Origin of the sequence: Roseovarius sp. E0-M6, from assembly GCF_037083845.1 — a bacterium.
In the GTDB taxonomy this organism is placed as follows: domain Bacteria; phylum Pseudomonadota; class Alphaproteobacteria; order Rhodobacterales; family Rhodobacteraceae; genus Roseovarius.
Map to the genome: position 1 here is coordinate 17,266 of NZ_JBAPLA010000005.1, position 22,826 is coordinate 40,091.

25 protein-coding genes and 1 riboswitch are annotated in these 22,826 nt (G+C 60.7%); of the genes, 18 read left to right on the plus strand and 7 right to left on the minus strand.

Annotated elements, in window-relative coordinates; translation table 11 throughout:
• Nucleotides 1-37: 37 nt before the first annotated feature.
• Nucleotides 38-1,501: an aspartate kinase gene (locus tag V8359_RS13040; RefSeq protein WP_336429390.1), complete on the plus strand. Its 1,464-nt coding sequence runs from the start codon at nt 38-40 to the stop codon at nt 1,499-1,501.
• A gap of 108 nt (nt 1,502-1,609) precedes the next feature.
• Here the strand turns inward: V8359_RS13040 and V8359_RS13045 are convergent, their stop codons facing one another.
• A complete protein-coding gene (locus tag V8359_RS13045) occupies nt 1,610-1,894 on the minus strand; it encodes a hypothetical protein (RefSeq protein ID WP_336429391.1) in 285 nt (94 codons plus the stop codon).
• Nucleotides 1,895-2,114: 220 nt separating this feature from the next.
• Here V8359_RS13045 and V8359_RS13050 point away from each other — a divergent pair, with 220 nt between their 5' ends.
• Entirely contained in the window at nt 2,115-2,930 is an 816-nt protein-coding gene (locus tag V8359_RS13050; protein ID WP_442970380.1) for an ion channel, read from the plus strand.
• Between the two features lie 90 nt (nt 2,931-3,020).
• On the opposite strand, the gene V8359_RS13055 is transcribed toward V8359_RS13050, so the two are convergent.
• Complete coding sequence (locus V8359_RS13055) at nt 3,021-5,123, minus strand: DEAD/DEAH box helicase (RefSeq protein WP_336429392.1); 2,103 nt, start codon at nt 5,121-5,123, stop codon at nt 3,021-3,023.
• Between the two features lie 325 nt (nt 5,124-5,448).
• Here V8359_RS13055 and V8359_RS13060 point away from each other — a divergent pair, with 325 nt between their 5' ends.
• The gene (locus tag V8359_RS13060; RefSeq protein WP_336429394.1) at nt 5,449-5,775 is read left to right on the plus strand and encodes a hypothetical protein; all 327 of its coding nucleotides are present in this window, start codon (nt 5,449-5,451) and stop codon (nt 5,773-5,775) included.
• A gap of 14 nt (nt 5,776-5,789) precedes the next feature.
• Here the strand turns inward: V8359_RS13060 and V8359_RS13065 are convergent, their stop codons facing one another.
• The 5 genes from V8359_RS13065 to V8359_RS13085 form a co-directional block, all read right to left on the minus strand.
• A complete protein-coding gene (locus V8359_RS13065) occupies nt 5,790-6,221 on the minus strand; it encodes a hypothetical protein (RefSeq protein WP_336429395.1) in 432 nt (143 codons plus the stop codon).
• A 12-nt stretch (nt 6,222-6,233) separates the two neighbouring features.
• On the minus strand, nt 6,234-6,344 hold the full coding sequence (locus V8359_RS13070; RefSeq protein WP_336429397.1) for a DUF2474 family protein: 111 nt from the start codon (nt 6,342-6,344) through the stop codon (nt 6,234-6,236).
• A complete protein-coding gene (gene cydB, locus V8359_RS13075; protein ID WP_336429398.1) occupies nt 6,344-7,345 on the minus strand; it encodes a cytochrome d ubiquinol oxidase subunit II in 1,002 nt (333 codons plus the stop codon). Before cydB ends, V8359_RS13070 begins: the two co-directional genes overlap by 1 nt.
• 3 nt (nt 7,346-7,348) lie before the next feature.
• Nucleotides 7,349-8,767: a cytochrome ubiquinol oxidase subunit I gene (locus V8359_RS13080; RefSeq protein ID WP_336429399.1), complete on the minus strand. Its 1,419-nt coding sequence runs from the start codon at nt 8,765-8,767 to the stop codon at nt 7,349-7,351.
• 61 nt (nt 8,768-8,828) lie between these two features.
• Nucleotides 8,829-9,458: a peroxiredoxin gene (locus V8359_RS13085; protein WP_336429401.1), complete on the minus strand. Its 630-nt coding sequence runs from the start codon at nt 9,456-9,458 to the stop codon at nt 8,829-8,831.
• A gap of 123 nt (nt 9,459-9,581) precedes the next feature.
• On the opposite strand from V8359_RS13085, the gene V8359_RS13090 reads away from it, so the two are divergent.
• The 15 genes from V8359_RS13090 to thiD all read left to right on the plus strand — a co-directional run bounded on the left by V8359_RS13090 (nt 9,582) and on the right by thiD (nt 22,766).
• Entirely contained in the window at nt 9,582-10,052 is a 471-nt protein-coding gene (locus V8359_RS13090; protein WP_336429403.1) for an Rrf2 family transcriptional regulator, read from the plus strand.
• Nucleotides 10,049-10,711 (plus strand): Crp/Fnr family transcriptional regulator, encoded by a 663-nt coding sequence (locus V8359_RS13095; protein WP_336429405.1) that lies wholly within the window; start codon nt 10,049-10,051, stop codon nt 10,709-10,711. The genes V8359_RS13090 and V8359_RS13095 overlap by 4 nt, the downstream gene beginning before the upstream one ends.
• Nucleotides 10,712-10,820: 109 nt before the next feature.
• On the plus strand, nt 10,821-11,033 hold the full coding sequence (locus tag V8359_RS13100) for a YgaP family membrane protein (RefSeq protein WP_336429406.1): 213 nt from the start codon (nt 10,821-10,823) through the stop codon (nt 11,031-11,033).
• Between the two features lie 4 nt (nt 11,034-11,037).
• Entirely contained in the window at nt 11,038-11,469 is a 432-nt protein-coding gene (locus tag V8359_RS13105) for a YeeE/YedE family protein (protein WP_336429408.1), read from the plus strand.
• 3 nt (nt 11,470-11,472) lie between these two features.
• Nucleotides 11,473-11,901 (plus strand): DUF6691 family protein, encoded by a 429-nt coding sequence (locus V8359_RS13110; RefSeq protein ID WP_336429409.1) that lies wholly within the window; start codon nt 11,473-11,475, stop codon nt 11,899-11,901.
• Nucleotides 11,902-11,997: 96 nt separating this feature from the next.
• Nucleotides 11,998-12,882 (plus strand): MBL fold metallo-hydrolase, encoded by an 885-nt coding sequence (locus V8359_RS13115; RefSeq protein WP_336429411.1) that lies wholly within the window; start codon nt 11,998-12,000, stop codon nt 12,880-12,882.
• Between the two features lie 21 nt (nt 12,883-12,903).
• A complete protein-coding gene (locus tag V8359_RS13120; protein ID WP_336429412.1) occupies nt 12,904-14,583 on the plus strand; it encodes a TIGR01244 family sulfur transferase in 1,680 nt (559 codons plus the stop codon).
• 160 nt (nt 14,584-14,743) lie between these two features.
• Nucleotides 14,744-16,465: a SulP family inorganic anion transporter gene (locus tag V8359_RS13125; RefSeq protein WP_336429413.1), complete on the plus strand. Its 1,722-nt coding sequence runs from the start codon at nt 14,744-14,746 to the stop codon at nt 16,463-16,465.
• A 73-nt stretch (nt 16,466-16,538) separates the two neighbouring features.
• A riboswitch (TPP riboswitch) is annotated at nt 16,539-16,661 on the plus strand.
• 125 nt (nt 16,662-16,786) lie between these two features.
• Nucleotides 16,787-18,586, plus strand: coding sequence for a phosphomethylpyrimidine synthase ThiC (gene thiC / locus V8359_RS13130; RefSeq protein WP_336429415.1), 1,800 nt, complete (start codon nt 16,787-16,789; stop codon nt 18,584-18,586).
• Entirely contained in the window at nt 18,583-19,542 is a 960-nt protein-coding gene (locus tag V8359_RS13135; protein WP_336429416.1) for an FAD-dependent oxidoreductase, read from the plus strand. The genes thiC and V8359_RS13135 overlap by 4 nt, the downstream gene beginning before the upstream one ends.
• Nucleotides 19,532-19,717: a sulfur carrier protein ThiS gene (gene thiS / locus V8359_RS13140; protein WP_442970377.1), complete on the plus strand. Its 186-nt coding sequence runs from the start codon at nt 19,532-19,534 to the stop codon at nt 19,715-19,717. The genes V8359_RS13135 and thiS overlap by 11 nt, the downstream gene beginning before the upstream one ends.
• 1 nt (nt 19,718) lies before the next feature.
• Nucleotides 19,719-20,486 carry a thiazole synthase gene (locus V8359_RS13145; protein WP_336429419.1) on the plus strand — a complete coding sequence of 256 codons (768 nt, stop codon included), beginning with the start codon at nt 19,719-19,721 and terminating at the stop codon, nt 20,484-20,486.
• On the plus strand, nt 20,486-21,079 hold the full coding sequence (locus tag V8359_RS13150; protein ID WP_336429679.1) for a thiamine phosphate synthase: 594 nt from the start codon (nt 20,486-20,488) through the stop codon (nt 21,077-21,079). The genes V8359_RS13145 and V8359_RS13150 overlap by 1 nt, the downstream gene beginning before the upstream one ends.
• On the plus strand, nt 21,076-22,044 hold the full coding sequence (locus tag V8359_RS13155; RefSeq protein ID WP_336429420.1) for a HesA/MoeB/ThiF family protein: 969 nt from the start codon (nt 21,076-21,078) through the stop codon (nt 22,042-22,044). Before V8359_RS13150 ends, V8359_RS13155 begins: the two co-directional genes overlap by 4 nt.
• Nucleotides 22,041-22,766, plus strand: coding sequence for a bifunctional hydroxymethylpyrimidine kinase/phosphomethylpyrimidine kinase (gene thiD / locus V8359_RS13160; protein WP_336429422.1), 726 nt, complete (start codon nt 22,041-22,043; stop codon nt 22,764-22,766). Before V8359_RS13155 ends, thiD begins: the two co-directional genes overlap by 4 nt.
• The last annotated feature ends 60 nt before the right edge of the window (nt 22,767-22,826 follow it).

The window sequence follows — 22,826 nt, forward strand, 5'->3', positions numbered from 1 at the left end:
AACAAGAGGCGTCCCGTATCAACAGGAACGGACAGTTATGAGCAAAGAGACCCATACCGTTGAAAAGATAGGCGGCACCTCGATGAGCCGCTCGGCAGACCTATTACAGCCATTGCTGCTGAATGATGGCGGCGATCCCTATGGCCGCGTCTTCGTCGTGTCGGCTTATGGGGGTATCACCGACATGTTGCTGGAGCACAAGAAAACCGGAGAGCAAGGTGTCTATGCCTATTTCGCCAATGCCGAAAATGCGCATGGCTGGTCCGACGCTCTGAACCGTGTGGCGCAGGCGATGAACGATGCGCACCGCAAGGTGCTAAGCGCGCCGGGCGATATTCAGGCGGCGGATGATTTCGTGCGCGAGCGGATCGAAGGCGCGCGCTCGTGCCTGATCGATTTGCAGCGCCTGTGTTCCTATGGGCATTTTCGCCTCAGCCAGCATATGGGTATCATCCGCGAGATGCTGGCGGGACTCGGCGAAAGCCATTCGGCCCATGTCACAACGCTGCTGTTGCGCAGCGCCGGGGTGAATGCGCGTTTCGTCGATCTGAGCGGCTGGCGCGACGACCGCGAGGTCACGCTGGACGAGCGGATCGAGCAGGCGTTTCGCGATGTCGATTGTGCCAGCGAATTGCCGATCGTGACCGGCTATGCGCAATGTACGGAAAACCTGATGTCTCTTTATGATCGTGGCTACTCCGAGGTCACGTTCAGCCGTCTCGCCGCCCGCACCGGCGCGGACGAGGCGATCATTCACAAGGAATTCCATCTGTCCTCGGCCGATCCGAAACTGGTTGGGCTGAAAAACGTCAAGAAGCTGGGCCACACCAATTACGACGTGGCAGACCAACTCTCGAATATGGGAATGGAGGCGATCCACCCCTCGGCGGCCAAGACCTTGCGTCAGGCGGGCATTCCGCTGCGGGTGACGAACGCGTTCGAGCCGACAGATCCCGGCACACTGATCGACGACGCGCCCGCCCGATCCCCGCAGGTGGAAATTCTGACGGCGCTCGATGTCTTTGCGCTCGAGGTGTTCGAGCAGGACATGGTCGGCGTCAAAGGTTACGACGCGACTATCTTACAGATCCTGACCCGGCATAATGTCGATATCGTCGCCAAGACGTCGAATGCCAATTCGATCACCCATTATGTCGATGCGTCACCCAAGCTGCTCAAGCGGGTCGAAAACGATCTGGCAGCGGAATATCCAACTGCGTCGGTCACGGTTCAGGGGCTGTCGGTCGTGGCCGCGATCGGGCGCGATCTGAGTGGGTTGAACGCACTCGGACGCGGGCTTGCCGCGCTGGAACGGGCGAAGGTTGCACTGGTTGCCGTGCAACAGGGGCCGCGCAATGTCGACATTCAGTTCGTGACCACGCGCGAGGATGCGGACACCGCCGTTCGTGCATTGCATGACGCCCTGATCGAACAGGACAATGAAAGTGCGCGGGAAGCGCGGGCCACGGTGGTCAAGGATGGGTCCCAGTTGGCCGCGTGACGCCGACGGGTCACCGGCAAATTTTGGGATAACCCAGCCCCGTCCAGTAGGAACTCCGCCCTTCGTGTTTTGAAGGTCTTCTGAACTTAGAAAACCGCACTCATTCCATTACTGGAAGCGGTTCCAGGCCTTCTGGAAGGAGTTCGAGATGTTTTCCCACGCGTTTTCCATCCCTTTGCGCATGTCGTCCCATGCCGCATCGCTTGCCGCCTGTGCTTCTTTCATCTTGACCTGAGCCTCGTCGCGTTGCTTGCGCATCTCCTCGAGCTGCTCTTCGTATTTCGCCTTGTTTTCGGCTTCCGCGGCCTTGGCTTGGGCCTGCAACTTGTCGATGTCGGCGTTCCACTCGTCCAGTTTCGCCTTCATCTTTTCAACATATGCGTCGCGATCCATTTTCTTCTCCTCATTGCTACGAGGTGAGTGTGTCACATGCAGGCAGGAATCTGAATAGCATCGCCCCTGAAGTATCAAGTTCGGCATCTATCCTGACCCTGTCTCCACGATGCCCGCAGAGACGGCGCCGATCCCGCACCGCAAGTCCTTGGCAAGGAATTCCACGCCATTTTCGGATCTTATGAATGCAGGTCGGTCGCGCGCTGTCGTCGTTTTGGGCATGGCCTTGGGCGTCAACGTGTTGCATCATTCTGAAATGAAGGAATTCCGCCGCACCCTGAGGCTGCTTTATACAGGCCAGAGCCAGCGCGCCAGACGATTTCGCTATGGGCTGATCATCTTTGATGCGATCACGATTGTCTATTTCATCGTGACAGCGGCTTTGCCCACGACGCCGGTCACGGCCGTACTTAATACCGTGTTTGGTGTGGTAATTCTTATTGATCTGTCGGCGCGGTGCTGGATTTCCGAGAACCTGCGCCGGGAACTCACGCGCATCTACACGATTGCGGATTTGGTTGTTGTCCTGTCGCTGCTACTTGCGCCGCTGCTGACAGAAAGCCTTGCGTTTCTGCGTGTGCTTCGGGGGCTGCGTGTGCTCCATGCGTATCACCTCTTACGCGACCTCAGGCGCAAGAGCCTTTTCTTCCGCCGCCACGAAGATGCAGTCCTTGCCGCAGTCAACCTGTTTGTGTTCATCTTCGTGACAACGTCGCTCGTCTTTGTGCTGGCCTTCGACGAACAGGCCGGGATCGCGGGTTACATCGACGCGCTGTATTTCACCGTGGCGACGCTGACGACTACGGGGTTTGGCGACATCATCATGACAACGCCGGGGGGCAAGCTTCTCGCTGTTTTCATCATGGTTGTCGGGGTCGCGCTTTTCGTTCAGTTGGCGCGCGCCATCTTTCAGCCCTCCAAGATCAAGTATAAATGTCCGGAATGCGGCCTAAGCCGGCATGATCCGGACGCGATCCATTGCAAGCATTGCGGTGAGTCGCTGAAGATCGAGACGGAGGGCGAGACGGGAACATGAGCCCATGCCCGATGATGCGAAAGCAGATATCCATGACCTCTGGAGATGCAGCGACAAAGAGTCTGCTGAAGGGCGTAACCGCGCCGCGCCTCAGCCTCGCCGGGGTGGTTCGTTTCCTCCGGCACCTTTGCGCGACCGGGCGGCACCGGGCCGTGAGTCTTGCGGTTTTGGCGTTCCGGGCTTGCCTGTCGCCTTTGGGGCGGTAAAGCGTTTGGAGGTATCGGCGGCATTTACGCGCGGCGCTTTCGGCTTGGCATCCGGTTTGCGCCCACCGGCGCCCGCCTTGGCCGATCGCTTGCCCTTCGGGCTTGCGGCATTCGCAGGCTTGCTGCCGGGTTTTCCCTTGTATCTCTCCACGGCCTTGTCCTTGGATTTGGACTTGGGCTTGGTGGCGGGCCGTTTGTCTTCGTTCGGCTTTTCGGAAGGCTTGGCCCCCGGCGCAGGCGGTTGCGCCGCGCTGTGATCGGTTCGCTTGGCCTCGGGCGACTTCGTGTCGGGTGACTGTGGCAGGCGGGAGGGCGAAGCTGGGCCCTGTTCCGGTCGTTTGTCGGGTTTAGGGCCGGTCGCGCGCTCGGGGCGGCGCGGTTTGGGGTCGGCTTTGCGAGGTGCGGATTCAAGATCCGGTGCGGCATCAAGTTGCCGGACCTTCACTCCCTCCTCCAGTTGCCTGTCATCGCCGAGCGCAGCCAGAAAGCCCGACACGCCGGCCTGTGCGATTTCGACAAAGCTTTCGGATTTCTGAACGCGGATCGCACCGATCGCGTCCTTGTCGAGGTTTCCGGTCCGGCACAGAAGTGGCAAAAGCCAGCGCGGTTCGGCCCGGTCGTCGCGCCCCACGGAAAGCGCGAACCACACGCTTGGACCAAAAGGTTTGCGGTCCCTTCGCTCGGGGCGGGTATCGGGATCGATCAGATCTTCGGGCGCGGACTGCCGCGCGCGGTGCAGCGCCAGATATGCGGCGGCGATCTTTTCGGGACCGTGCAGGGCAAGCAGCCGGGCGGCAAAGTCATGTTGCTCTGGTGTCGGTTCCGTGCTCCACACCGGATCCGCCAGAAGGCGCTCTTCGTCTTTACGCAGAACCTCATCGGCGGAGGGCGCGGCGATCCAGTCCGCCTTGATCTTGGCGAATTTCAGCAGGCGTTCGGCCCGCTTGAAGATTTTCGGCGCCACGACAAGGGCCGAAATCCCCTTGCGCCCGGCACGTCCGGTCCGCCCGGAGCGGTGAAGCAGGCCTTCGGCGTTCGATGGCAGCTCGGCATGTATCACCAGTTCCAGTTTGGGAAGGTCGATGCCCCGCGCCGCGACGTCGGTTGCCACGCAAACCCGTGCGCGCCCGTCGCGCATGGCTTGCAAGGCATGGGACCGCTCTTTCTGACTGAGTTCGCCTGACAGCGCCACGACAGAGAAACCCCGGTTCGTCAGCCGGGCAGTCAGCCGGTTCACCATCGCGCGGGTATTGGCAAAGACGAGCGCGTTTTCCGCGTCGTGATAACGCAGCAGGTTTATGATGGCGTTCTCGGCATCCTGCTGGGCCACGCGCACGGCCTGATAGGTGATGTCGGCATGCTGGCTGCCACCTTCAAGCGTGGTCACCCGCTTGGCGTCGCGCTGATATTGTTCTGCCAGCTTGGCGATCATCGACGGCACGGTGGCCGAGAACATCAGGGTCCGCCGATCTTCAGGCGCTTCGCCCAGTATATATTCCAGATCCTCGCGGAATCCGAGATCCAGCATCTCGTCGGCTTCGTCCAGAACGATGGCCCGCAAACCGCCAAGGTCGAGTGACCCGCGCTGGACATGGTCGCGCAGACGCCCGGGGGTGCCGACAACGATATGGGCCCCGCGCTCAAGTGTGCGACGTTCATCGCGCATGTCCATGCCGCCGATACAGGTTGCCAGCCGCGCTTCGGCCTTGGCATACAACCAACTGAGCTCTGTTTTCACTTGCAACGCCAATTCGCGCGTCGGGGCGACGATCAGGGCAAGCGGTGCCTGTGCCGGCCCCAGCGCACCGTCGTGGTCGAGCAGGGTCGTGGCAATGGCAAGGCCGAAGCCCACTGTCTTGCCCGATCCGGTCTGGGCCGAAACCAGAAGGTCCGAGTCGTGCAACTCGGGGGCGGTGACGGCCTCTTGGACGGCGGTCAAATTGTCGTAGCCGCGCTCGGTCAGCGCATCGGCGAGGGTCTGGAACATGGTTGGAAACTGTCTGGATTATGGGGCGCGGTTGCGCATACGGCCTCTGCCGGTCAACAGAGGCAAGATCAGCCTCTTAAACGCATGCGTCGGGGGTGTATACCGCGAATCTTGCGCGGAAGTTCAATTCATCAAACGCTGCCCGATTCCAAGGCCAGTCCGACACCGCCTGTCATCTGACCCTTTGGCCGAGGGACATCATGTCGCTTGGTATGCGATCTGTCCTATTTCACCGCCCGGCCTTGACCTTTGAAAGACCCCGATACGTCAACCCCTTCGGGCAAATCGCGCGCGACCGAGGTCGCGCCAGCGGATGACACCGGCGATGCGGTCGTGGAGGCGCTCGCTTCGGGGGATGTTCTGCCCGAGGACATATCGCGAAAATGTCGACGAGGCCAAGGAGGCGATGCTTGACGCCTTTGCCGAGTTGAAGGGTGATCCCGAGCAGGCCAGCGGCATCCTCGATGATCTCAAATGGTTCGGCGTCAACGGCTTTGGTGACAGGGCGGTGGCCGGGGTCTTGGCACCACCGCCTTGCCATTGGGTGAATCGGAGGTCGGCGAGAGCTTCTTTGACACCTCGCCGGCCTGAGCTTTATCGGCTTCAAGATGTCAAACGCGCGTCCCTTGGGGGGGCACATCATCCCGAGTGAAGCCGGTCGCCCTGTCAGAATGACATGATACGGGCGTTCGGCGCCAGCAGGCGTGCGGCCATCTCGGGCGGCTGGGCCGCTGTGACGCCATCGAGTAGCGCGTCGGGCTTTACCCTTTTGTTGGGAAGATAGATTGCGCAGACCTCGACGGTCGCGCCGGTCCCCATGATTTTCTGCATCAGGCCTTGTGGGCTCATGCCCTTGGGCTTTTGCGGAGCAGTGGCCGCATCCGGCGCATCCTTCAAGGCGAGGTCACCGGCAGGTCCGCAAAGCAGGACATAAGCGTTGGCCCCCTGCTGGATCGACTGCATGGTCAGGACCATGCTCATCAATTGCGTCTGTGACTCGTCCGAGGTCAGGATGGTGACGAGGTCGGGCTTGTCTTGTGCCGTGGCAGTTGTACCCAGTGCAAGGGCGGTGAAAAGACCGAGGAGTGAGCGTTTCATAGGATAACCTTTCTAGAGAGCAAGTTTGATGAGAAGTGCGATAATGCCGAGTGTGGTGACGCCGGCGGCCCAGAGCCCGACGAACCAGAGCAACTTTTGCGTGGTGCTGCGTTGCCGTGCCATCAATGATATCCTTCGGAGGGGTCCATTTTTCCGCGAAAGACCCAGTAGGCATAGACGGTGTAGGCCAAAATCAACGGGATCAGGATGACCGCTCCGACCAGTGCGAAGGCCAGACTCGAGTCGGGTGCGGCCGCCTCCCGGATCGTCAGGGAGGGCGGTACGATCATCGGATAAAAGCTAATTCCAAGGCCGATGAAACTCACGACGAAAAAGCCGAGCGCGGAGAGAAAGGGTTGCAGATCTTTCTGATCATTCAGACCGGCGAAGAACGCCCAAGCCAAGCCAAGCATCATAAGAGGAACAAGCATTGACCACAGGCTTCCCGGAAGGTTGAACCAGCGCTCGAAATAGACCGGGTCCTGTAGCGGGGTCAGAATGCTGACAAAACCGATAAGGGCGAGCGTTGCGGCGCCGAGCCACCAAGCATATCTGCGCGCCTGAACCTGGATTTCGCCTTCGGTCTTGTAGATCAGCCAGCACGCACCCAAGAGCGCGTATCCAACGACCACGGCAACGCCGGTCAGAACGGAAAATGGGGTCAGCCAATCGAACCAGCCCCCCGAATAGGCGCGGTCCGTGACGTCGATGCCCTGCACCAAAGCGCCCAGAGCGATACCTTGCGTGAAGGCGGCAACCAGGGAGCCGCCGAAAAAGGTCATGTCCCACAGGCCCTTTTTGTCGGTCCGCCATCGGTTTTCGAAAGAGACCCCACGAAAAACAAGCGCCAAGAGCATGAGCATTATCGGCATGTATAGCGCGGGCATGACGACGGCGTAGGCCAACGGAAACACGGCAAAAAGACCGCCGCCGCCCAAGACGAGCCAAGTTTCGTTTCCGTCCCACACGGGTGCGACCGAATTCATCATCAAGTCGCGGTCATGGTCAGATTTGGCAAAGGGAAAGAGAATGCCGAGGCCAAGGTCGAACCCGTCAAGAATGACATAGGTCAAGACGGCAAAGGCGATCAGACCAGCCCAGATGAAAGCAAGATCGAATGGCATTGGTTAGGCTCCTTCTTCGCCGGGTATGACATCGGGGTCTTGTTGCGGGGCCGGCGTGACGCCGGCTGTCCGGATGGGGCCTTCGCGCAGGCCAAGCTTGGGAGTGGCCGGGCGTTTGTTCATCATTCGCAGCAAGTAAACGGTGCCAGCGCCGAAGATGAAGAAATACACGACGATGAATGCGATGAGCGATGTCGCCACCGCCGGTGCGTCGACTGGCGCAAGGCTGTCGCCGGTGCGCAAGAGACCGTAAACCGTATACGGCTGACGACCAACTTCGGTAGTGATCCAACCGGAGAGAACCGCCACGAACCCGGTCGGCCCCATGAGCACGGCCGTGCGATGCAGCCAAGGCGAGTTAAAAAGGCTGCCGCGCCAGCGGGCATAAAGGCTCCAGATCCCCAGGCCCAGCATGGCGAACCCAAGGGCAACCATGATGCGGAAGCTGTAAAAGACGATCGCAACCGGCGGCTCCTCGTTGTCCGGAACTGTATCCAACCCATCAAGTGGCGCATTCCAATGATGTTTGAGGATAAGCGAACTCATGTTCGGGATCTCAAGCGCGTAGTCGATTTCCTTGTTTTGCGCATCCACGATCCCGAACAGGATCAAGGGCGCGCCGTCGGGGTGACTTTCGAAATGTCCTTCCATCGCCATGACCTTGGCTGGCTGATGCTTGAGCGTGTTCAACCCGTGCAGATCGCCGGCGAAAATCTGGATCGGTGTCACCACGGCGGCCATCCACATGGCCATGGAGAACATGCGGCGCGCCTCTTTGTCGGTCTTGTCGCGCAGCAGATGGATCGCGCCCACCGCGCCCACGACAAGCGCGGTGGTCAGGAAGGCCGCCAGAACCATGTGAACGAGGCGATAGGCGAAGGACGGGTTGAAAACGATCGCCCACCAGTCTTCGGGCACGAACTGACCGACAGCGTTGATGCTGTATCCGGCGGGGGTCTGCATCCAGCTGTTGACGCTGAGAATCCAGGTGGCGGAGAGCAGCGTTCCGAAGGCCACCATTGCCGTGGCGAACATATGCAGCTTCTCGCCCACGCGTTCGCGCCCGAAAAGCATGATCCCGAGGAAGCCGGCCTCAAGGAAAAACGCCGAAAGAACCTCATATGCCATGAGAGGCCCGACGACCGGCCCTGCCTTGTCCGAAAAGACCGACCAATTGGTGCCGAACTGATAGGACATCACGATGCCCGACACGACCCCCATGCCGAAGGCCACCGCGAAGATCTTTTTCCAGTAATCGAAAAGCGTGAGATATGTCTCGTCCCGCGTCCAGAGCCAGAGACCGTTCAGCACCGCGAGATAACTGGCAAGCCCGATTGAGAAGGCAGGGAAGATGATATGAAACGAGACCGTGAACGCGAACTGAACCCGCGCCAAGATCTCGGCACTGAAACCATCGAGCATCGCTTCATTTTCCTCAATTGATTGGATCAGAGACGCTGCTGCCCCAAAAGTTAGCCTTGGGTCAGCTGATGTCCACGGTGCGCAGGTAAGGCCGGACGGTTTTGAACCCTTGCGGGAAACGCACCTGCGCGTCAGCGTCACAAACCGATGGTGGAATGATGGCGCGGTCGCCGGGCCGCCAGTCGGCGGGGAGTGCGACACCTTGGGTGTCAGCAGTCTGCAACGCGTCGATGACCCGCAGGATTTCGTCGAAGTTGCGCCCGACGCTCATGGGATAGGTCATGGTCAGGCGCAGTTTCTTGTCGCTGTCGATAATAAAGACCGAGCGCACCGCGGCCACCTCAGACTGCGCGGGATGGATCATCTCGTAGAGTTCAGAGATCGCCAGATCGGGGTCGGCGACGATGGGAAAGCGCAGTGTAGTGTCCTGAGTGTCGTTGACGTCTTCGATCCACTTGAGGTGTTCATCCACCGTGTCGGTGCTCAGGCCGATCGGCTTGACGCCACGTGCGGTGAACGCATCGCTCAGTTGCGAGGTGCGGCCCATTTCGGTCGTGCAGACCGGCGTGAAATCGGCTGGATGGCTGAAGAAGAACGCCCAATTGTCGCCGATCCAGTCGTGAAACGAGATCGGTCCGGTGGTGGTGTCGGCAGTGAAATCGGGAACGGTATCTCCAAGAAGCAAGGCCATTTCTCATTCCTTCTGTATGTTGCTTTTGTTTTGGGTAAGCCGGACCACCGCCGTGTTCAGTGACATTGTCACCTGTCTGGAAAAAAGATATACGGTAGGTATAAGTTATGGATAAGGGACAAGATGAAACTCACCTCATATTCAAACTATGCGCTGAGATCGCTTCAACTTGCTGCACTCAAGGCGCCGGATCTTATCCGTGTGGATGACGTGGTGCGGGTGCATGGGTTGGCGCGGCCCCATATCGTCAAGATCGTTCACGAGCTTGGCCGTGCGGGATACCTTGAAACCCAACGCGGTAGGGGCGGTGGTTTCCGGTTGTCAAAACCGGCGGAGGACATCGTCATCGGCGATGTCATCAGGTTGACCGAAGGGCCGCTCGACATTGTGGAATGTTTTAAACCGAGCACAAACACCTGCCCGCTTATCGGCATCTGCAAATTATCGCGTGCTTTGCAGGCGGCGACGCACGCCTTTATGGCGGTTCTTGATGATCTGACATTGGCAGACATTGCTTCGAACCGCGAAGATCTGCTGGCCCGGATCGCGCCGATCGAGGAGGGCATCGTCGCACCGATGCGCAGGACGCGATGAACCTGGGTGACTGGACCGAGCTGTTTCAGGGGACAAGATCGCTGCCCAGATCTGTCCGGGACCGGCTTCTGGCTGCGGCGCGCACTCTGAAATACCCGACCGGGCGCGTGGTGTTCGGGCCGGACAATGTGCCCGACAGCCTTTTGTTTCTGGTCGATGGCACGATCCGGGTATCCCAGACATCCGAGTCGGGGCGCGACATTGTCTTGTACCGGGTCGAAGCGGGTGAGAGCTGTGTTCTGACCACGGCCTGTATGCTGGCTGAAGAAGCTTATAATGCCGAAGGCTTGGCGGAAACGGACGTGGTGGCGGTTGTGTTGCCGCGTTCGGATTTCGACAGGCTCGTCGCAGAGGAGCCGGCGTTCCGCACATTCGTTTTTGCGGCGTATTCGCGCCGTCTGATTGATTTGCTGCGCGTGATTGATGACGTGGCTTTCGGGCGGATTGATGTGCGGCTTGCGCAGTGCCTGTTGGCCCTTGCCAAGGACGCACGAGAAATCCTGACAACTCATCAACAACTGGCGACCGAACTGGGCACTGCACGCGAAGTCATCTCACGGGTGCTTCAGGATTTCCAGAAACGTGGTTTGATCGCCCAGTCGCGGGGGCGCGTCGCACTGATCGACCGCGCCAAGCTACAGGCTTTGGCCGTGAGTTGATTTTTTCGGTGCAGTCACAGGCTTTGGTCCGCCCATTGTGACAATATCACTGAACGCCACCCTTAAAACATATACCTCAGGACCAACTTTTGATTCTGAGGTATCATCCATGACACCAAATGTAGGGTTCATTGACCGCCTGTTTCGCGCGGTTCCCGTCTTCGGGCTTATGACGCTCGTATGCGCGAACGGCCTGCCGCTTTTGGCGACGGCATGGATGCAGATCGCCGTTGCCGCCCTTGGCGTGGTGATGCTTGCCGTTGCTGCACCCCGTATCGACCCGATCCATGTGATCTCGGGCGTCAAGACCTGTGGGGGCTGAGGCCATGGAAACAGTATTCACCCCTTGGGCGTCGTTGGGCGGCGGTATCCTGATCGGGCTTGCCGCGACACTTCTGATGCTCACGCTTGGCCGCGTGATGGGCGCGACAGGTGTCCTCAGTGGTGTGATCGCACCAACCTCGCGTCAGGACTTTGCGTGGCGCGCGGCGCTGCTGGCCGGGATGGTGTCCGGTCCACTCGCCATATTCGCGGTCAGCGGTGCGATGCCAACGGTCGATGTGCCGGTCTCGCTTCCGATGCTTCTGATCGGCGGCGTGGTTGTCGGGTTGGGAGTGACCTATGGGTCCGGTTGCACGTCAGGGCACGGTGTTTGCGGGATGGCCCGGCTCAGCCTCAGGTCGGTCGTGGCCACTGCGACCTTCATGATCTTCACCTTCGCCACCGTTTACGTGGTGCGGCATGTTCTGGGGATGTGATCGATGCGTCTTTTCGTGACTTATCTCATTGGTTTGGTGTTCGGGGTCGGTATCTCGATCTCGGGCATGGTGAACCCTGCCAAGGTGCTGAATTTCTTCGACATCGCCGGTTCTTGGGATCCCTCGCTGATCTTCGTAATGGGTGGTGCGCTCGTGACAACGTTCATCGGTTACCGGCTTGTCTTTGGACGCGCCGGGCCGGTCATGGCCCCCCGCTTTGAGGTGCCGACGAACCGCGCGCTTGACATGCGGCTTATCGGTGGCGCCGCCGTTTTTGGAATAGGCTGGGGCATTGCCGGTTTCTGTCCTGGTGGCGCGTTGCCCGCGCTGGGGACCGGCCGATTGGAGGTCGTGTATTTCGTGGCCGCCGTGATCGTGGGCATCCTGATTGCCAAACTGACCTTGGGGATCAAGCCGGTGCGAACGGTCTGATCCCTGCAACATATGCTCTCGGCGATGCTGGATCGCCGGGCGCGTCAACACTCACCGAAAGGCCCGGTCAAGCCGGGCCACATGAGGAGAAAAATCATGACGCAGTATCCTGTGAATATGGATGTGAAGCCCGATGTCGAAGCTTTCTTCGACGAGGCGACAAACACCATCAGCTATATCGTCAAAGATCCGACGTCTGATTGTTGCGCAATCGTCGATAGCGTCATGGACATCGACTATGCCGCCGGTCGGATCACATATGAGCATGCCGACGCTCTGATCGCGCGGGTCAGGGAACGTGGCCTGACCCTTGACTGGATTATCGAAACCCATGTGCATGCCGATCATCTGAGCGCCGCGCCCTACATCCAGGAAAAACTGGGCGGCAAGATCGGGATCGGGTCGAAGATCATGGTTGTTCAGGACACGTTCGGAAAGCTTTTCAACGAGGGGACCGAATTTCAGCGCGACGGCTCGCAATTCGATCGCTTGTTCGAAGATGGCGACACCTACGAGGTCGGCAACATGACCGCCTTTGCCATGTACACGCCCGGCCATACGCCTGCGTGCATGGTGCATGTCATGGGCGATGCCGCGTTCGTGGGGGATACGCTTTTCATGCCCGATGGCGGCTCGGCGCGGGCGGATTTTCCGGGCGGTGACGCAGGGGTTTTGTACGACTCGATTCAAAAGGTGCTCAGCCTGCCGGACGGGATGCGGCTGTTCATGTGCCACGATTACGGCCCGAATGGGCGCGATATTCAGTGGGAGACCACAGTGGGCGAGGAAAAGGCGCACAATATTCATGTCGGCGGGGGCAAGACCAAAGAGGAATTCGTCAAGTTTCGCACCGAACGGGATGCGCAACTGGCCGTTCCCAAGCTGATTATACCGTCTTTGCAGGTCAACATGCGCGCGGGTGAGGTGCCCACGGACGATAGCGGCAAGCCGATGCTCAAGGTGCCAGTCAACAGCCTGTAATCCCATCGGAGGACCGCCAATATGGAACTGAACAAGATATCGCCCAAACTTACCGTCAGCCCACAGATCAGCGTGGACGACATGGCGACACTCAAAGCCGAAGGCTTCAAGGCCATCATCTGCAACCGACCCAACGGGGAAGGCGCGGATCAGCCGGCATTCGAAGAGATCGAAGCCGCGGCGCGAAAGCACGGGATCGAAGCACGCTATGTCCCGGTCGTGGGCGGAAAGGTTTCTGATCAGGATGTCGAGGATTTCGGCGACGCGTTGCGCGAACTGCCGCGCCCGGTGCTGGCTTATTGCCGCTCGGGCACCCGGTCCGCGACACTTTGGTCGCTCTGGGAGGCCAAGAAACAACCTTTGCCGGAGATCCTGGCGGCAACCAAGGCTGCCGGGTATGACATGAACGGCGTCGCCCGGCGGATCGCCAACGGTGGCAAAACCCCGACCGACGAGGGGGACGCGAAATACGATGTTGTCATCGTCGGGGCGGGGGCGGGCGGTATTTCGGTCGCGGCAAGCCTCAAGACCCGCAAGCCCGATCTGGATATCGCTATTATTGATCCCGCCGATATCCATTATTATCAGCCGGGTTGGACCATGGTCGGCGGTGGTATTTTCGAGGCGCAGGATACCGCCAAGACGATGGGGTCGCTGATCCCCGGCGGGGTCAAGTGGATCAAGGCCGCCGTCGCCGCCTTCGAGCCAGAGAACAATGCGGTTGTTCTCGATGGCTGCCGGGTTGTCAAATATGATCGCTTGGTGGTCTGCCCCGGTCTCAAGCTTGACTGGAACAAGGTCGAGGGTCTGGAAGAGACGCTGGGCCGCAATGGGGTGACGTCAAATTACAGATACGATCTGGCGCCCTATACATGGCAACTCGTTCAGGAAATGAAGGAAGGCCGGGCCCTCTTTACGCAGCCTCCGATGCCGATCAAATGCGCAGGGGCGCCGCAAAAAGCGATGTATCTCTCGGGCGACGCATGGTTCCGGCGTGGCGTGCTGAAGGATATCGACATTCAATTCATGAACGCAGGTGGCGTGCTGTTCGGGGTCAAGGATTATGTTCCAGCCTTGATGAAATATGTCGAGAAGTATGACGCGACGCTCAATTTTTTCCACAATCTCGTGTCGGTCGACGGGCCAGCCAAGACGGCCGTTTTCGAGGTCAAGGAACCCGACGCCGATCCGATGCGAGTCGAGGTCGAATTCGACATGATCCATGTCTGTCCGCCGCAGTTGGCCCCTGATTTTATCCGGGTGTCTGCATTGTCGGATGCCGCTGGCTGGGTCGATGTCGATCAGTCGACGCTGCGTCACAAGAGCTTTGACAATATTTGGTCACTTGGTGACGTGATGAACGCGCCCAACGCGAAAACCGCGGCCGCCGCACGTAAACAGGCGCCGACAGTCGCCGAAAACATCGTTGCCGATATGGCGGGACGGTCGGCTGTGGCACAATATGATGGCTATGGCTCCTGCCCGCTGACGGTGGAGCGCGGCAAAATCGTATTGGCGGAATTCGGCTATGGCGGCGTGTTGAAACCAAGTTTTCCGGCGTTCTTGGTCGATGGCACCAAGCCGACGCGGGCCGCATGGTTTCTGAAGGAAAAGATGCTGCCGCCGATCTACTGGAAGGCGATGCTCAAAGGCCGCGAATGGATGGCAAAGCCCGAGCAGGTGAAGGTCGCCACCCGCTGAGATGGGTGTGAAACCGTGCTGCACCGCCGCGCGAAAACACATCGATCACAGGGCTTCCGGCGGCTTGTTCAACTGAAAATGACGGCTACGTTCTAGCTATGTCGCGATGCGTGTGCGGGGCGCGTGATCGTCCTGTCCGCCCCCTTCTCAAGAGATCAACATGCCCAATCTTCGCCGCTATCTTCCCGTTCTTGATTGGAGCCGTTCCTATGACCGGCGCACCTTGTCCAACGATCTGATCGCCGCTGTCATCGTGACGATCATGCTTATCCCGCAATCGCTGGCTTATGCGCTTCTGGCGGGCCTGCCACCAGAAGCGGGGATATATGCCTCTATCGCTCCCATCATCCTCTATGCGATCTTTGGAACAAGCCGTGCGCTGGCGGTGGGGCCGGTTGCTGTCGTCTCCCTGATGACAGCGGCCGCCGTCGGACAGGTCGCCGAGCAGGGCACCGCCGGATATGCCGTCGCCGCGCTGACGCTGGCGTTTCTGTCCGGTGGGTTTCTACTTCTTCTTGGGATATTTCGGCTTGGCTTTCTTGCCAACTTTCTAAGCCACCCGGTCATCTCGGGGTTTATCACTGCGTCAGGTATCCTGATCGCCACCAGCCAACTCAAGCATATCCTCGGAGTGACCGCGCAGGGCCATACATTGCCGGATTTGCTAGGCTCCATTTTCTCGCATCTGGACGAGACGAATATCTGGACCGTCGCCATCGGAAGTGCGGCAACCGGGTTCCTGTTCTGGGTGCGCAAGGGGCTTAAGCCGCTGCTAAAGCGGATGGGGACGCCGGCTCTTATGGCTGACATCCTGACCAAGGCCGGCCCGGTTGGCGCGGTCGTGGCGACCACGGTCGCGGTCTGGTGGCTGGAGCTGGGCGCGCAGGGGGTCAACATCGTGGGCGAGGTGCCGCAAAGCCTCCCGCCGTTCACGCGTCCCGAGGTCTCCCCGGATCTAGTCGGCGCGCTCCTGCTTCCGGCGATCCTGATTTCGATCATCGGTTTCGTGGAGTCGGTTTCGGTGGCTCAGACGCTCGCCGCAAAGAAACGCCAAAGGATCGACCCCGATCAGGAGCTGATCGGACTGGGAATGGCCAATATCGGTGCCGCATTCTCCGGCGGCTATCCCGTCACTGGGGGTTTCTCGCGTTCCGTCGTGAATTTCGATGCAGGGGCCCAAACGCCCGCAGCGGGCGCTTTTACCGCCATTGGTCTTGCTGTTGCGGCCGTCGCTTTGACGCCTCTGGTCTATTATCTGCCGAACGCCACCCTTGCGGCGACCATTATCGTGGCGGTTCTGAGCCTCGTGGATTTTTCGATCCTTGGTAAGACGTGGAGCTACTCCAAGGCGGATTTTACGGCTGTTGCCGCCACGATCCTTCTGACCCTTGGACTGGGGGTCGAGGTCGGCGTGGCCTCGGGTGTCGCTATTTCCGTTCTGTTACATCTTTACAAAACCTCGCAACCTCATTTCGCCGAGGTCGGGTTGGTTCCCGGGACACAGCATTTCCGCAATATCCTTCGCCATGCGGTCGAGACGGACCCAAGCCTCCTGACGCTTCGCGTCGATGAAAGCCTTTATTTCGTCAACGCGCGTTTCCTCGAGGATCTGATCCAGAAGCGTGTGGTCGAAGGAAATGGCATTCAGAACGTGGTGCTGATGTTCTCGGCCGTGAACGAGGTCGATTTTTCCGCGCTTGAAAGCCTCGAAGCCGCCAACCAGCGGTTGAAAGACATGGATGTCGGATTCCACCTGTCCGAGGTCAAGGGGCCGGTCATGGACCGTCTGAAGGCAACCCATTTCCTCGACACACTCAACGGTGAGGTGTTTCTGTCGCAATACGATGCGTGGACGAAACTCCGCCGATCTTCGTCAGCATGAACACCGCCTGCGCGGCTGCTGATTGCGCATGTCCGGATTTGGTGTTGCTCCGCGCCGGCCAATTGCCTATCCATGGCGCACGCAGGGGAGTCCCGACCGAGGGACTGAGAGGCGGATAGCAGCGCATGCTGCAGTGTCGCGACCCTTTGAACCTGACCCAGTTGATACTGGCGTAGGAAGCTAGGTTTGCAACATTGTGGCCAATGGCCATGACATGTGCAGACCCGAGGGGAGGGCGAGGCACAGAGGCCGGGCCCCCCGGTGTTTCCCGTCCAAACATCTTCTGGTGTCTTTTTGAGTGGAAGCTTGAGGAGCACCGAAATGAACATCCCCAATCCGAAAACCACCACCGGTGAATTGCCTGCCTCGCGCAAGATATACGTGCCGGGCGACATCCATCCCGATATCCGGGTGCCCATGCGCGAAATCGCGGTGCACCCCACCGCGGGCGAGCCGCCGTTGACGGTGTATGACAGTTCCGGCCCCTATACCGATCCGGGGGTGAACACCGACATACGGCAGGGACTTGCGCCATTGCGCCGGGCGTGGATCGTGGCCCGTGACGATATCGAAGAGTATGACGGGCGCATCGTGAAGCCCGAGGATAACGGTTTTGTGCAGGGCGACCGCCTGACCCCCGAATTTCCGGTCCGATCGCGCCCGCTTCGGGCGAAGGGCGACTGTGCCGTCACGCAACTTGCCTATGCGCGGGCCGGGATCGTCACACCGGAAATGGAGTTCATCGCGATCCGGGAAAATCAATTGCGCGAGGTCGAGGGAAATGACCGTGACGGTAATGACTGGGGGGCAAACATTCCCGATTACGTGACCCCGGACTTCGTCCGCGACGAGGTGGCGGCGGGCCGCGCCATCATTCCCGCCAATATCAACCACCCCGAACTTGAGCCGATGATCATCGGGCGCAATTTCCTGGTCAAGATCAACGCCAATATGGGCACCTCTGCTGTCACATCGTCAATGGAAGAAGAGGTGGACAAGCTGGTCTGGGCGATCCGATGGGGCGCGGATACGGTGATGGACCTCTCCACCGGGCGCAACATCCACAACACCCGCGAATGGATCATCCGCAATTCCCCCGTGCCCATCGGCACCGTGCCGATCTATCAGGCCTTGGAAAAGGTGAATGGCGTGGCAGAAGACCTAACATGGGAGGTGTTCCGCGACACGCTGATCGAGCAGGCCGAACAGGGCGTGGACTATTTCACCATCCACGCTGGCGTGCGCCTGCACATGGTGCCGATGACCGTGGACCGGGTGACGGGGATCGTCTCGCGCGGCGGCTCGATCATGGCTAAGTGGTGCTTGCATCACCACCGCGAGAGCTTCCTTTATGAGCATTTCGAGGAAATCTGCGACATCTGCCGCCGATATGACGTGAGCTTTTCGCTGGGTGACGGGCTGCGCCCCGGCTCCATCGCCGATGCCAACGATGCCGCGCAATTCGCCGAGCTTGAGACGCTTGGGGAGTTGACCAAGATCGCATGGGCGAAGGACTGCCAGGTGATGATCGAGGGGCCGGGCCATGTCGCCATGCACAAGATCAAGGAGAACATGGACAAGCAGCTTGAGTGCTGTCACGAGGCCCCGTTCTACACGCTCGGGCCGCTCACCACCGACATCGCGCCGGGCTATGACCACATCACCAGCGGCATTGGGGCGGCGATGATCGGCTGGTTCGGCTGTGCGATGCTGTGCTACGTGACACCCAAGGAGCATCTCGGCCTGCCCGACCGCGACGATGTGAAAACCGGCGTGATCACCTACAAGATCGCGGCCCATGCCGCCGATTTGGCCAAGGGCCTGCCGGGGGCGCAACGGCGCGACGATGCGCTTTCCCGCGCGCGGTTCGAGTTCCGCTGGGAGGATCAGTTCAACCTCTCATTGGACCCCGAGACGGCCCGTGATTTTCACGATCAGACCCTGCCCAAGGAGGCGCACAAGGTGGCGCATTTCTGCTCGATGTGCGGGCCGAAATTCTGCTCGATGAAGATCAGCCACGACATCCGCGCCGAGGCGCAGAAAGAGGGTATGGAGGCGATGGCGGCCAAGTTCCGCGAGGGCGGCGATCTCTATGTTCCGGTGGAGGGCGACGAAGAATGATCACCATCGCGGGGGCCGGGCTTGCCGGTCTCGTCTGCGCTTTGGAATTGCTCAGGCGGGGTGCGCAGGTGACCCTTTATGACCCGTCAGGCGGTCCGGGCGAGGCGAGCGTCGCACGCTTTGCGGGGGGCATGCTCGCCCCATGGTGCGAGTGTGAAAGCGCGGAGGATGCGGTTGTCGCGCTCGGGGCGACGGCGGTCGATTGGTGGGCGCGGGTAACACCGGTTGTCAGGCGCGGCACGCTCGTTGTGGCGCCGCCACGGGATCGCGCAGAGCTACGGCGTTTTGCCCGCCGCACCACCGGCCACCGACCCCTTTCCGAGGGCGAGGTGGGTGCAATGGAGCCGGCGCTTGCAGGGCGGTTTGCCGAAGGTCTCGCCTTTGACCGCGAAGCGCATCTCGATCCGCGCCGCGCATTGCGCGACCTCGCAATCGAGGTGCGAAAAATGGGCGGAACCATTCGGTGGGGAGAGCGGGCCACAAGGCCAGTGGACCTTGATTGCACGGGTATCGCCGCCGGTCTTCCCGGTCTGCGCCCGGTGCGCGGCGAGATGGCGATCCTGCATGCGGCGGACGTGACGATCACTCGCACGGTGCGGCTCCTGCATCCGCGCATGCCGCTCTATCTCGTGCCGCGTGGGGGCGGCGTCTACATGATTGGCGGCACGATGATCGAAAGCTCATCGGAGCGTCCACCGGCGGTGCGGTCGCTGTCGGAATTGCTGTCGGCGGCCTATACCCTTCACCCCGCCTTTGCCGAGGCCAGTGTTATGGAGATCGGCGCCGGGCTTAGGCCCGCCTTTGCCGACAATCTGCCGCGCATCCTGCGGCATGACGGCACCCTCTGTCTCAACGGTCTTTACCGACACGGCTTCCTTCTTGCCCCGGCCATGGCGGCCCGGGTTGCCGACCAACTTGTCCCGGAGATGACGAATGAAAATATCTGTGAATTCTGAACCCCGTGAGATTACCGGTGCCACGCTTGCGGATGCGCTGGATGAGCTGGGCTTTCCCGGTGCGGCCCTTGCCACAGCCCTGAACGGGGCCTTTGTGCCGCGCATCGATCGTGGGGCGACATTGCTGAAGGAGGGCGACAGGCTCGAAGTGCTGGCCCCGATGCAGGGGGGCTGAGATGAGGGTTTACGATGTTGATCTGACCTCGCGGCTTTTGCTGGGCACGGCACAATATCCGTCGCCCGCGATCCTGACCGAAGCGATACGTGTTAGCGGCTGTGAGGTTATCACGGTCTCATTGCGCCGCGAAACGGCTGATGGTTCGGGGGCGGGATTCTGGGATACGCTGAGCGAGACGGGAGCACGTATCCTGCCCAACACGGCCGGGTGCCATTCGGGGCAGGAGGCCGTGACGACCGCGCATATGGCGCGTGAGGTGTTTGGCACCAACTGGATCAAGCTCGAGGTGATCGGGCATGGAGACAGCTTGCAGCCGGATGTATTCGGCCTTGTCGAGGCGGCGCGTATTCTGTGCGCCGAGGGTTTCGCGGTCTTTCCCTACACAACCGACGATCTGGTGGTGGGTGACAAGCTTCTTGCTGCGGGGTGCGAGGTTCTGATGCCGTGGGGTGCGCCCATCGGGTCGGGGCAGGGGCTTCGCAATCCTGACGCCCTGAGGTCGATGCGGGCGCATTTTCCGGACACGCCACTTATCGTGGACGCAGGCATAGGGCGACCTTCGGATGCCTGTCAGGCGATGGAGCTGGGGGTGGATGCGGTTCTTTTGAATACGGCTGTCGCCAAGGCCGGAAACCCGGTCACCATGGCGCGGGCCATGGCGGACGCCATAAATGCGGGCCGCGCGGGGTGGGACGCGGGCCCGATGGAGCGGCGTGACATGGCGGTGCCATCAACCCCCGTCCTGGGATTGGCGGGGCTGACATGATCGCGCGGTTCTATCTCATCGTGGGGCATGTCGGGCGGCTGGAGTTTCTGGTGCCGCAAGGGGTGGAGCTTGTGCAATTGCGCCTCAAGGATCAGCCTGAGCCAGAGGTTCGCCGCCAGATCGCCCGAGCGCGTGATTTCTGTGCGGTCCATGGCGCGCAACTTGTGGTCAATGATCATTGGCGTCACGCGCTCGACATGCGCTGTGGCTTTGTGCATCTGGGTCAGGAGGACATGGAAACTGCCGACTTTGCCGCGCTGCGCCGTGCGGGTGTCCGGGTCGGGCTTTCGACCCATGACGAGGATGAGCTTGAGCGCGCATTGTCGCATGATCCGGCCTATGTCGCGCTGGGCCCGGTCTATCCAACCCGCCTCAAGAAGATGGCATGGGCACCGCAAGGGATTGACCGCGTCGCCCGGTGGAAGCGACTGGCGGGGGCGGTTCCGCTTGTTGCGATTGGTGGGCTGACGCCCGAGCGGGCAAAAGCGGTTCTGGCTGCGGGAGCGGACAGCGCGGCGGTGGTGACCGACATCCAGTGTGCCGAACATCCCGAAGCCCGCACCCGTGAGTGGATCAGGGCCTGTTCGCCATGAGCCGCTATGCCAGACAGATCGCCTTGGCCGAGGTCGGCGAAGAGGGGCAGCGCAGAATTGCCGGGGCGCATGTCCTTGTCGTCGGGGCCGGCGGGCTTGGATCTCCGGTGATTGAATATCTTGCCGGGGCGGGCGTGAAGCGCATGATACTGGTCGATCCCGATCACGTGGAAGAAAGCAACTTGCATCGGCAAACGCTTTACCGGATGTCCGACATTGGCCGATCCAAAGTCTCGGCGGCGCGCGATCATATCGCCGCCGCCAATCCGGCGGTTTCGGTAGAGACATGGTTTGGCGCGGTGCACCCCGGAAATGCCGATGGGCTTGTCGCCGGTGCAGACGTGGTCGTGGATGCCGCGGACAGCTTCGCCGTTTCCTACATCCTGTCGGATGCCTGTATGCGCACGCCGCGCCCTCTCATCTCGGGATCGGCGCTGGGATTCACGGGGTATGTGGGCGGATTTTGCGGCGGTGCCCCGTCGCTGCGGGCGGTCTTTCCCGACCTGCCATCGTCCGGCGCGACCTGTGCCAGTTCGGGGGTCATGGGGCCGGTCGTGGGTATGATCGGTGCGCTTCAGGCACAAATGGTATTGCAAATCCTGCTGGGGATCGCTCCGTCCCCGCTGGGTCGGCTGACACGCTGTGACATGACGGCACTGCGTTTTGGCGGGTTCGTCTTCGACGGTGCGCCGGAGCCACGCGTGTCCCTGCCTTTCGTCTCGCGGGCGGACCTTTTGCCAGACGATCAGGTGGTCGAACTCAGGTCCATGGAGGACGCCCCCGATGCCGTCAGCGCCGAGGCCCTTCGCACGCGCCCCGAAGAGGTCACAGATATCGGGGTGGTTTCGGGACGGCGCGTCGTGCTGTGCTGTGCCACGGGTTTGCGCGCGTGGCGCGCGGCAGAGCGGCTTCGGCAGGTGGGCCATGACGATCTTGCGCTCTTGGCGATGAGCGCCTCGGGATGACCTGTGTCCTGATGATCGGCGGAACCGACAGCAGCGGTGGTGCGGGCCTGACGCAGGACACGGCAGTTGTGGCGCGGTTCGGATGCCATCCAAAGCCGGTTGTGACCTGTGTCACCGCACAGACCGACAGCGCGGTGCAAGAGACCTTTGCGATTCCGGCGTCCGTGGTTGCCGCACAGATTGACGCGGCTTTTGCCGATACGGCGCCCTGCGTGGTCAAGATCGGCATGATCGGCAGTACGGAATTGGCCCAAGTGATTGCCGCGCGGTTGGCACCCCATGATGTGCCGATCATTCTTGACCCGGTTCTGAGGGCAAGTTCGGGTGGTGTCCTTGGCAACGAGGCGTCTTTCAGGCCCCTTGCCGGGTTGGTCGCGCTGATCACCCCGAACCTGATCGAAGCGGCGCAGCTTACCGATCGGCCCGTGGCCGAGAATGACGACGAGATCGCGGCGCAGGCCCGGACATTGCAAGAGCACGGCGCGCAGGCGGTCCTGATCAAGGGCGGCCATGCCAGCGGTGGGACCTGCACGGATCACCTTTTTGGCCCCGACGGGCATCGCCGCCTTGGCGCGCCGCGCGTCGCGCGCGCCAGGCGCGGAACAGGCTGTGCCCTGGCCTCGGCCATTGCCGCACATCTGGCGCTAGGGCGTGAGCTTGACGAGGCGTGTGCGCAGGCGAAAATGTTCGTACAGACTTGGCTGACGCAGCCCCGGAACTGAGGTGGTCGATCCTCGGGTCGGATATTTTCAGGCGCCGGGCATATTGATCAAAGATGGCTG

What these genes read in the sequence shown, in the direction of transcription:
- V8359_RS13040 (WP_336429390.1), top strand. Translation starts at nt 38, where the DNA reads ATGAGCAAAGAGACCCATACCGTTGAAAAGATAGGCGGCACCTCGATG.
- V8359_RS13045 (WP_336429391.1), bottom strand. Translation starts at nt 1,894, where the DNA reads ATGGATCGCGACGCATATGTTGAAAAGATGAAGGCGAAACTGGACGAG.
- V8359_RS13050 (WP_442970380.1), top strand. Translation starts at nt 2,115, where the DNA reads ATGGCCTTGGGCGTCAACGTGTTGCATCATTCTGAAATGAAGGAATTC.
- V8359_RS13055 (WP_336429392.1), bottom strand. Translation starts at nt 5,123, where the DNA reads ATGTTCCAGACCCTCGCCGATGCGCTGACCGAGCGCGGCTACGACAAT.
- V8359_RS13060 (WP_336429394.1), top strand. Translation starts at nt 5,449, where the DNA reads ATGCGGTCGTGGAGGCGCTCGCTTCGGGGGATGTTCTGCCCGAGGACA.
- V8359_RS13065 (WP_336429395.1), bottom strand. Translation starts at nt 6,221, where the DNA reads ATGAAACGCTCACTCCTCGGTCTTTTCACCGCCCTTGCACTGGGTACA.
- V8359_RS13070 (WP_336429397.1), bottom strand. Translation starts at nt 6,344, where the DNA reads ATGGCACGGCAACGCAGCACCACGCAAAAGTTGCTCTGGTTCGTCGGG.
- cydB (WP_336429398.1), bottom strand. Translation starts at nt 7,345, where the DNA reads ATGCCATTCGATCTTGCTTTCATCTGGGCTGGTCTGATCGCCTTTGCC.
- V8359_RS13080 (WP_336429399.1), bottom strand. Translation starts at nt 8,767, where the DNA reads ATGCTCGATGGTTTCAGTGCCGAGATCTTGGCGCGGGTTCAGTTCGCG.
- V8359_RS13085 (WP_336429401.1), bottom strand. Translation starts at nt 9,458, where the DNA reads ATGGCCTTGCTTCTTGGAGATACCGTTCCCGATTTCACTGCCGACACC.
- V8359_RS13090 (WP_336429403.1), top strand. Translation starts at nt 9,582, where the DNA reads ATGAAACTCACCTCATATTCAAACTATGCGCTGAGATCGCTTCAACTT.
- V8359_RS13095 (WP_336429405.1), top strand. Translation starts at nt 10,049, where the DNA reads ATGAACCTGGGTGACTGGACCGAGCTGTTTCAGGGGACAAGATCGCTG.
- V8359_RS13100 (WP_336429406.1), top strand. Translation starts at nt 10,821, where the DNA reads ATGACACCAAATGTAGGGTTCATTGACCGCCTGTTTCGCGCGGTTCCC.
- V8359_RS13105 (WP_336429408.1), top strand. Translation starts at nt 11,038, where the DNA reads ATGGAAACAGTATTCACCCCTTGGGCGTCGTTGGGCGGCGGTATCCTG.
- V8359_RS13110 (WP_336429409.1), top strand. Translation starts at nt 11,473, where the DNA reads ATGCGTCTTTTCGTGACTTATCTCATTGGTTTGGTGTTCGGGGTCGGT.
- V8359_RS13115 (WP_336429411.1), top strand. Translation starts at nt 11,998, where the DNA reads ATGACGCAGTATCCTGTGAATATGGATGTGAAGCCCGATGTCGAAGCT.
- V8359_RS13120 (WP_336429412.1), top strand. Translation starts at nt 12,904, where the DNA reads ATGGAACTGAACAAGATATCGCCCAAACTTACCGTCAGCCCACAGATC.
- V8359_RS13125 (WP_336429413.1), top strand. Translation starts at nt 14,744, where the DNA reads ATGCCCAATCTTCGCCGCTATCTTCCCGTTCTTGATTGGAGCCGTTCC.
- thiC (WP_336429415.1), top strand. Translation starts at nt 16,787, where the DNA reads ATGAACATCCCCAATCCGAAAACCACCACCGGTGAATTGCCTGCCTCG.
- V8359_RS13135 (WP_336429416.1), top strand. Translation starts at nt 18,583, where the DNA reads ATGATCACCATCGCGGGGGCCGGGCTTGCCGGTCTCGTCTGCGCTTTG.
- V8359_RS13145 (WP_336429419.1), top strand. Translation starts at nt 19,719, where the DNA reads ATGAGGGTTTACGATGTTGATCTGACCTCGCGGCTTTTGCTGGGCACG.
- V8359_RS13155 (WP_336429420.1), top strand. Translation starts at nt 21,076, where the DNA reads ATGAGCCGCTATGCCAGACAGATCGCCTTGGCCGAGGTCGGCGAAGAG.
- thiD (WP_336429422.1), top strand. Translation starts at nt 22,041, where the DNA reads ATGACCTGTGTCCTGATGATCGGCGGAACCGACAGCAGCGGTGGTGCG.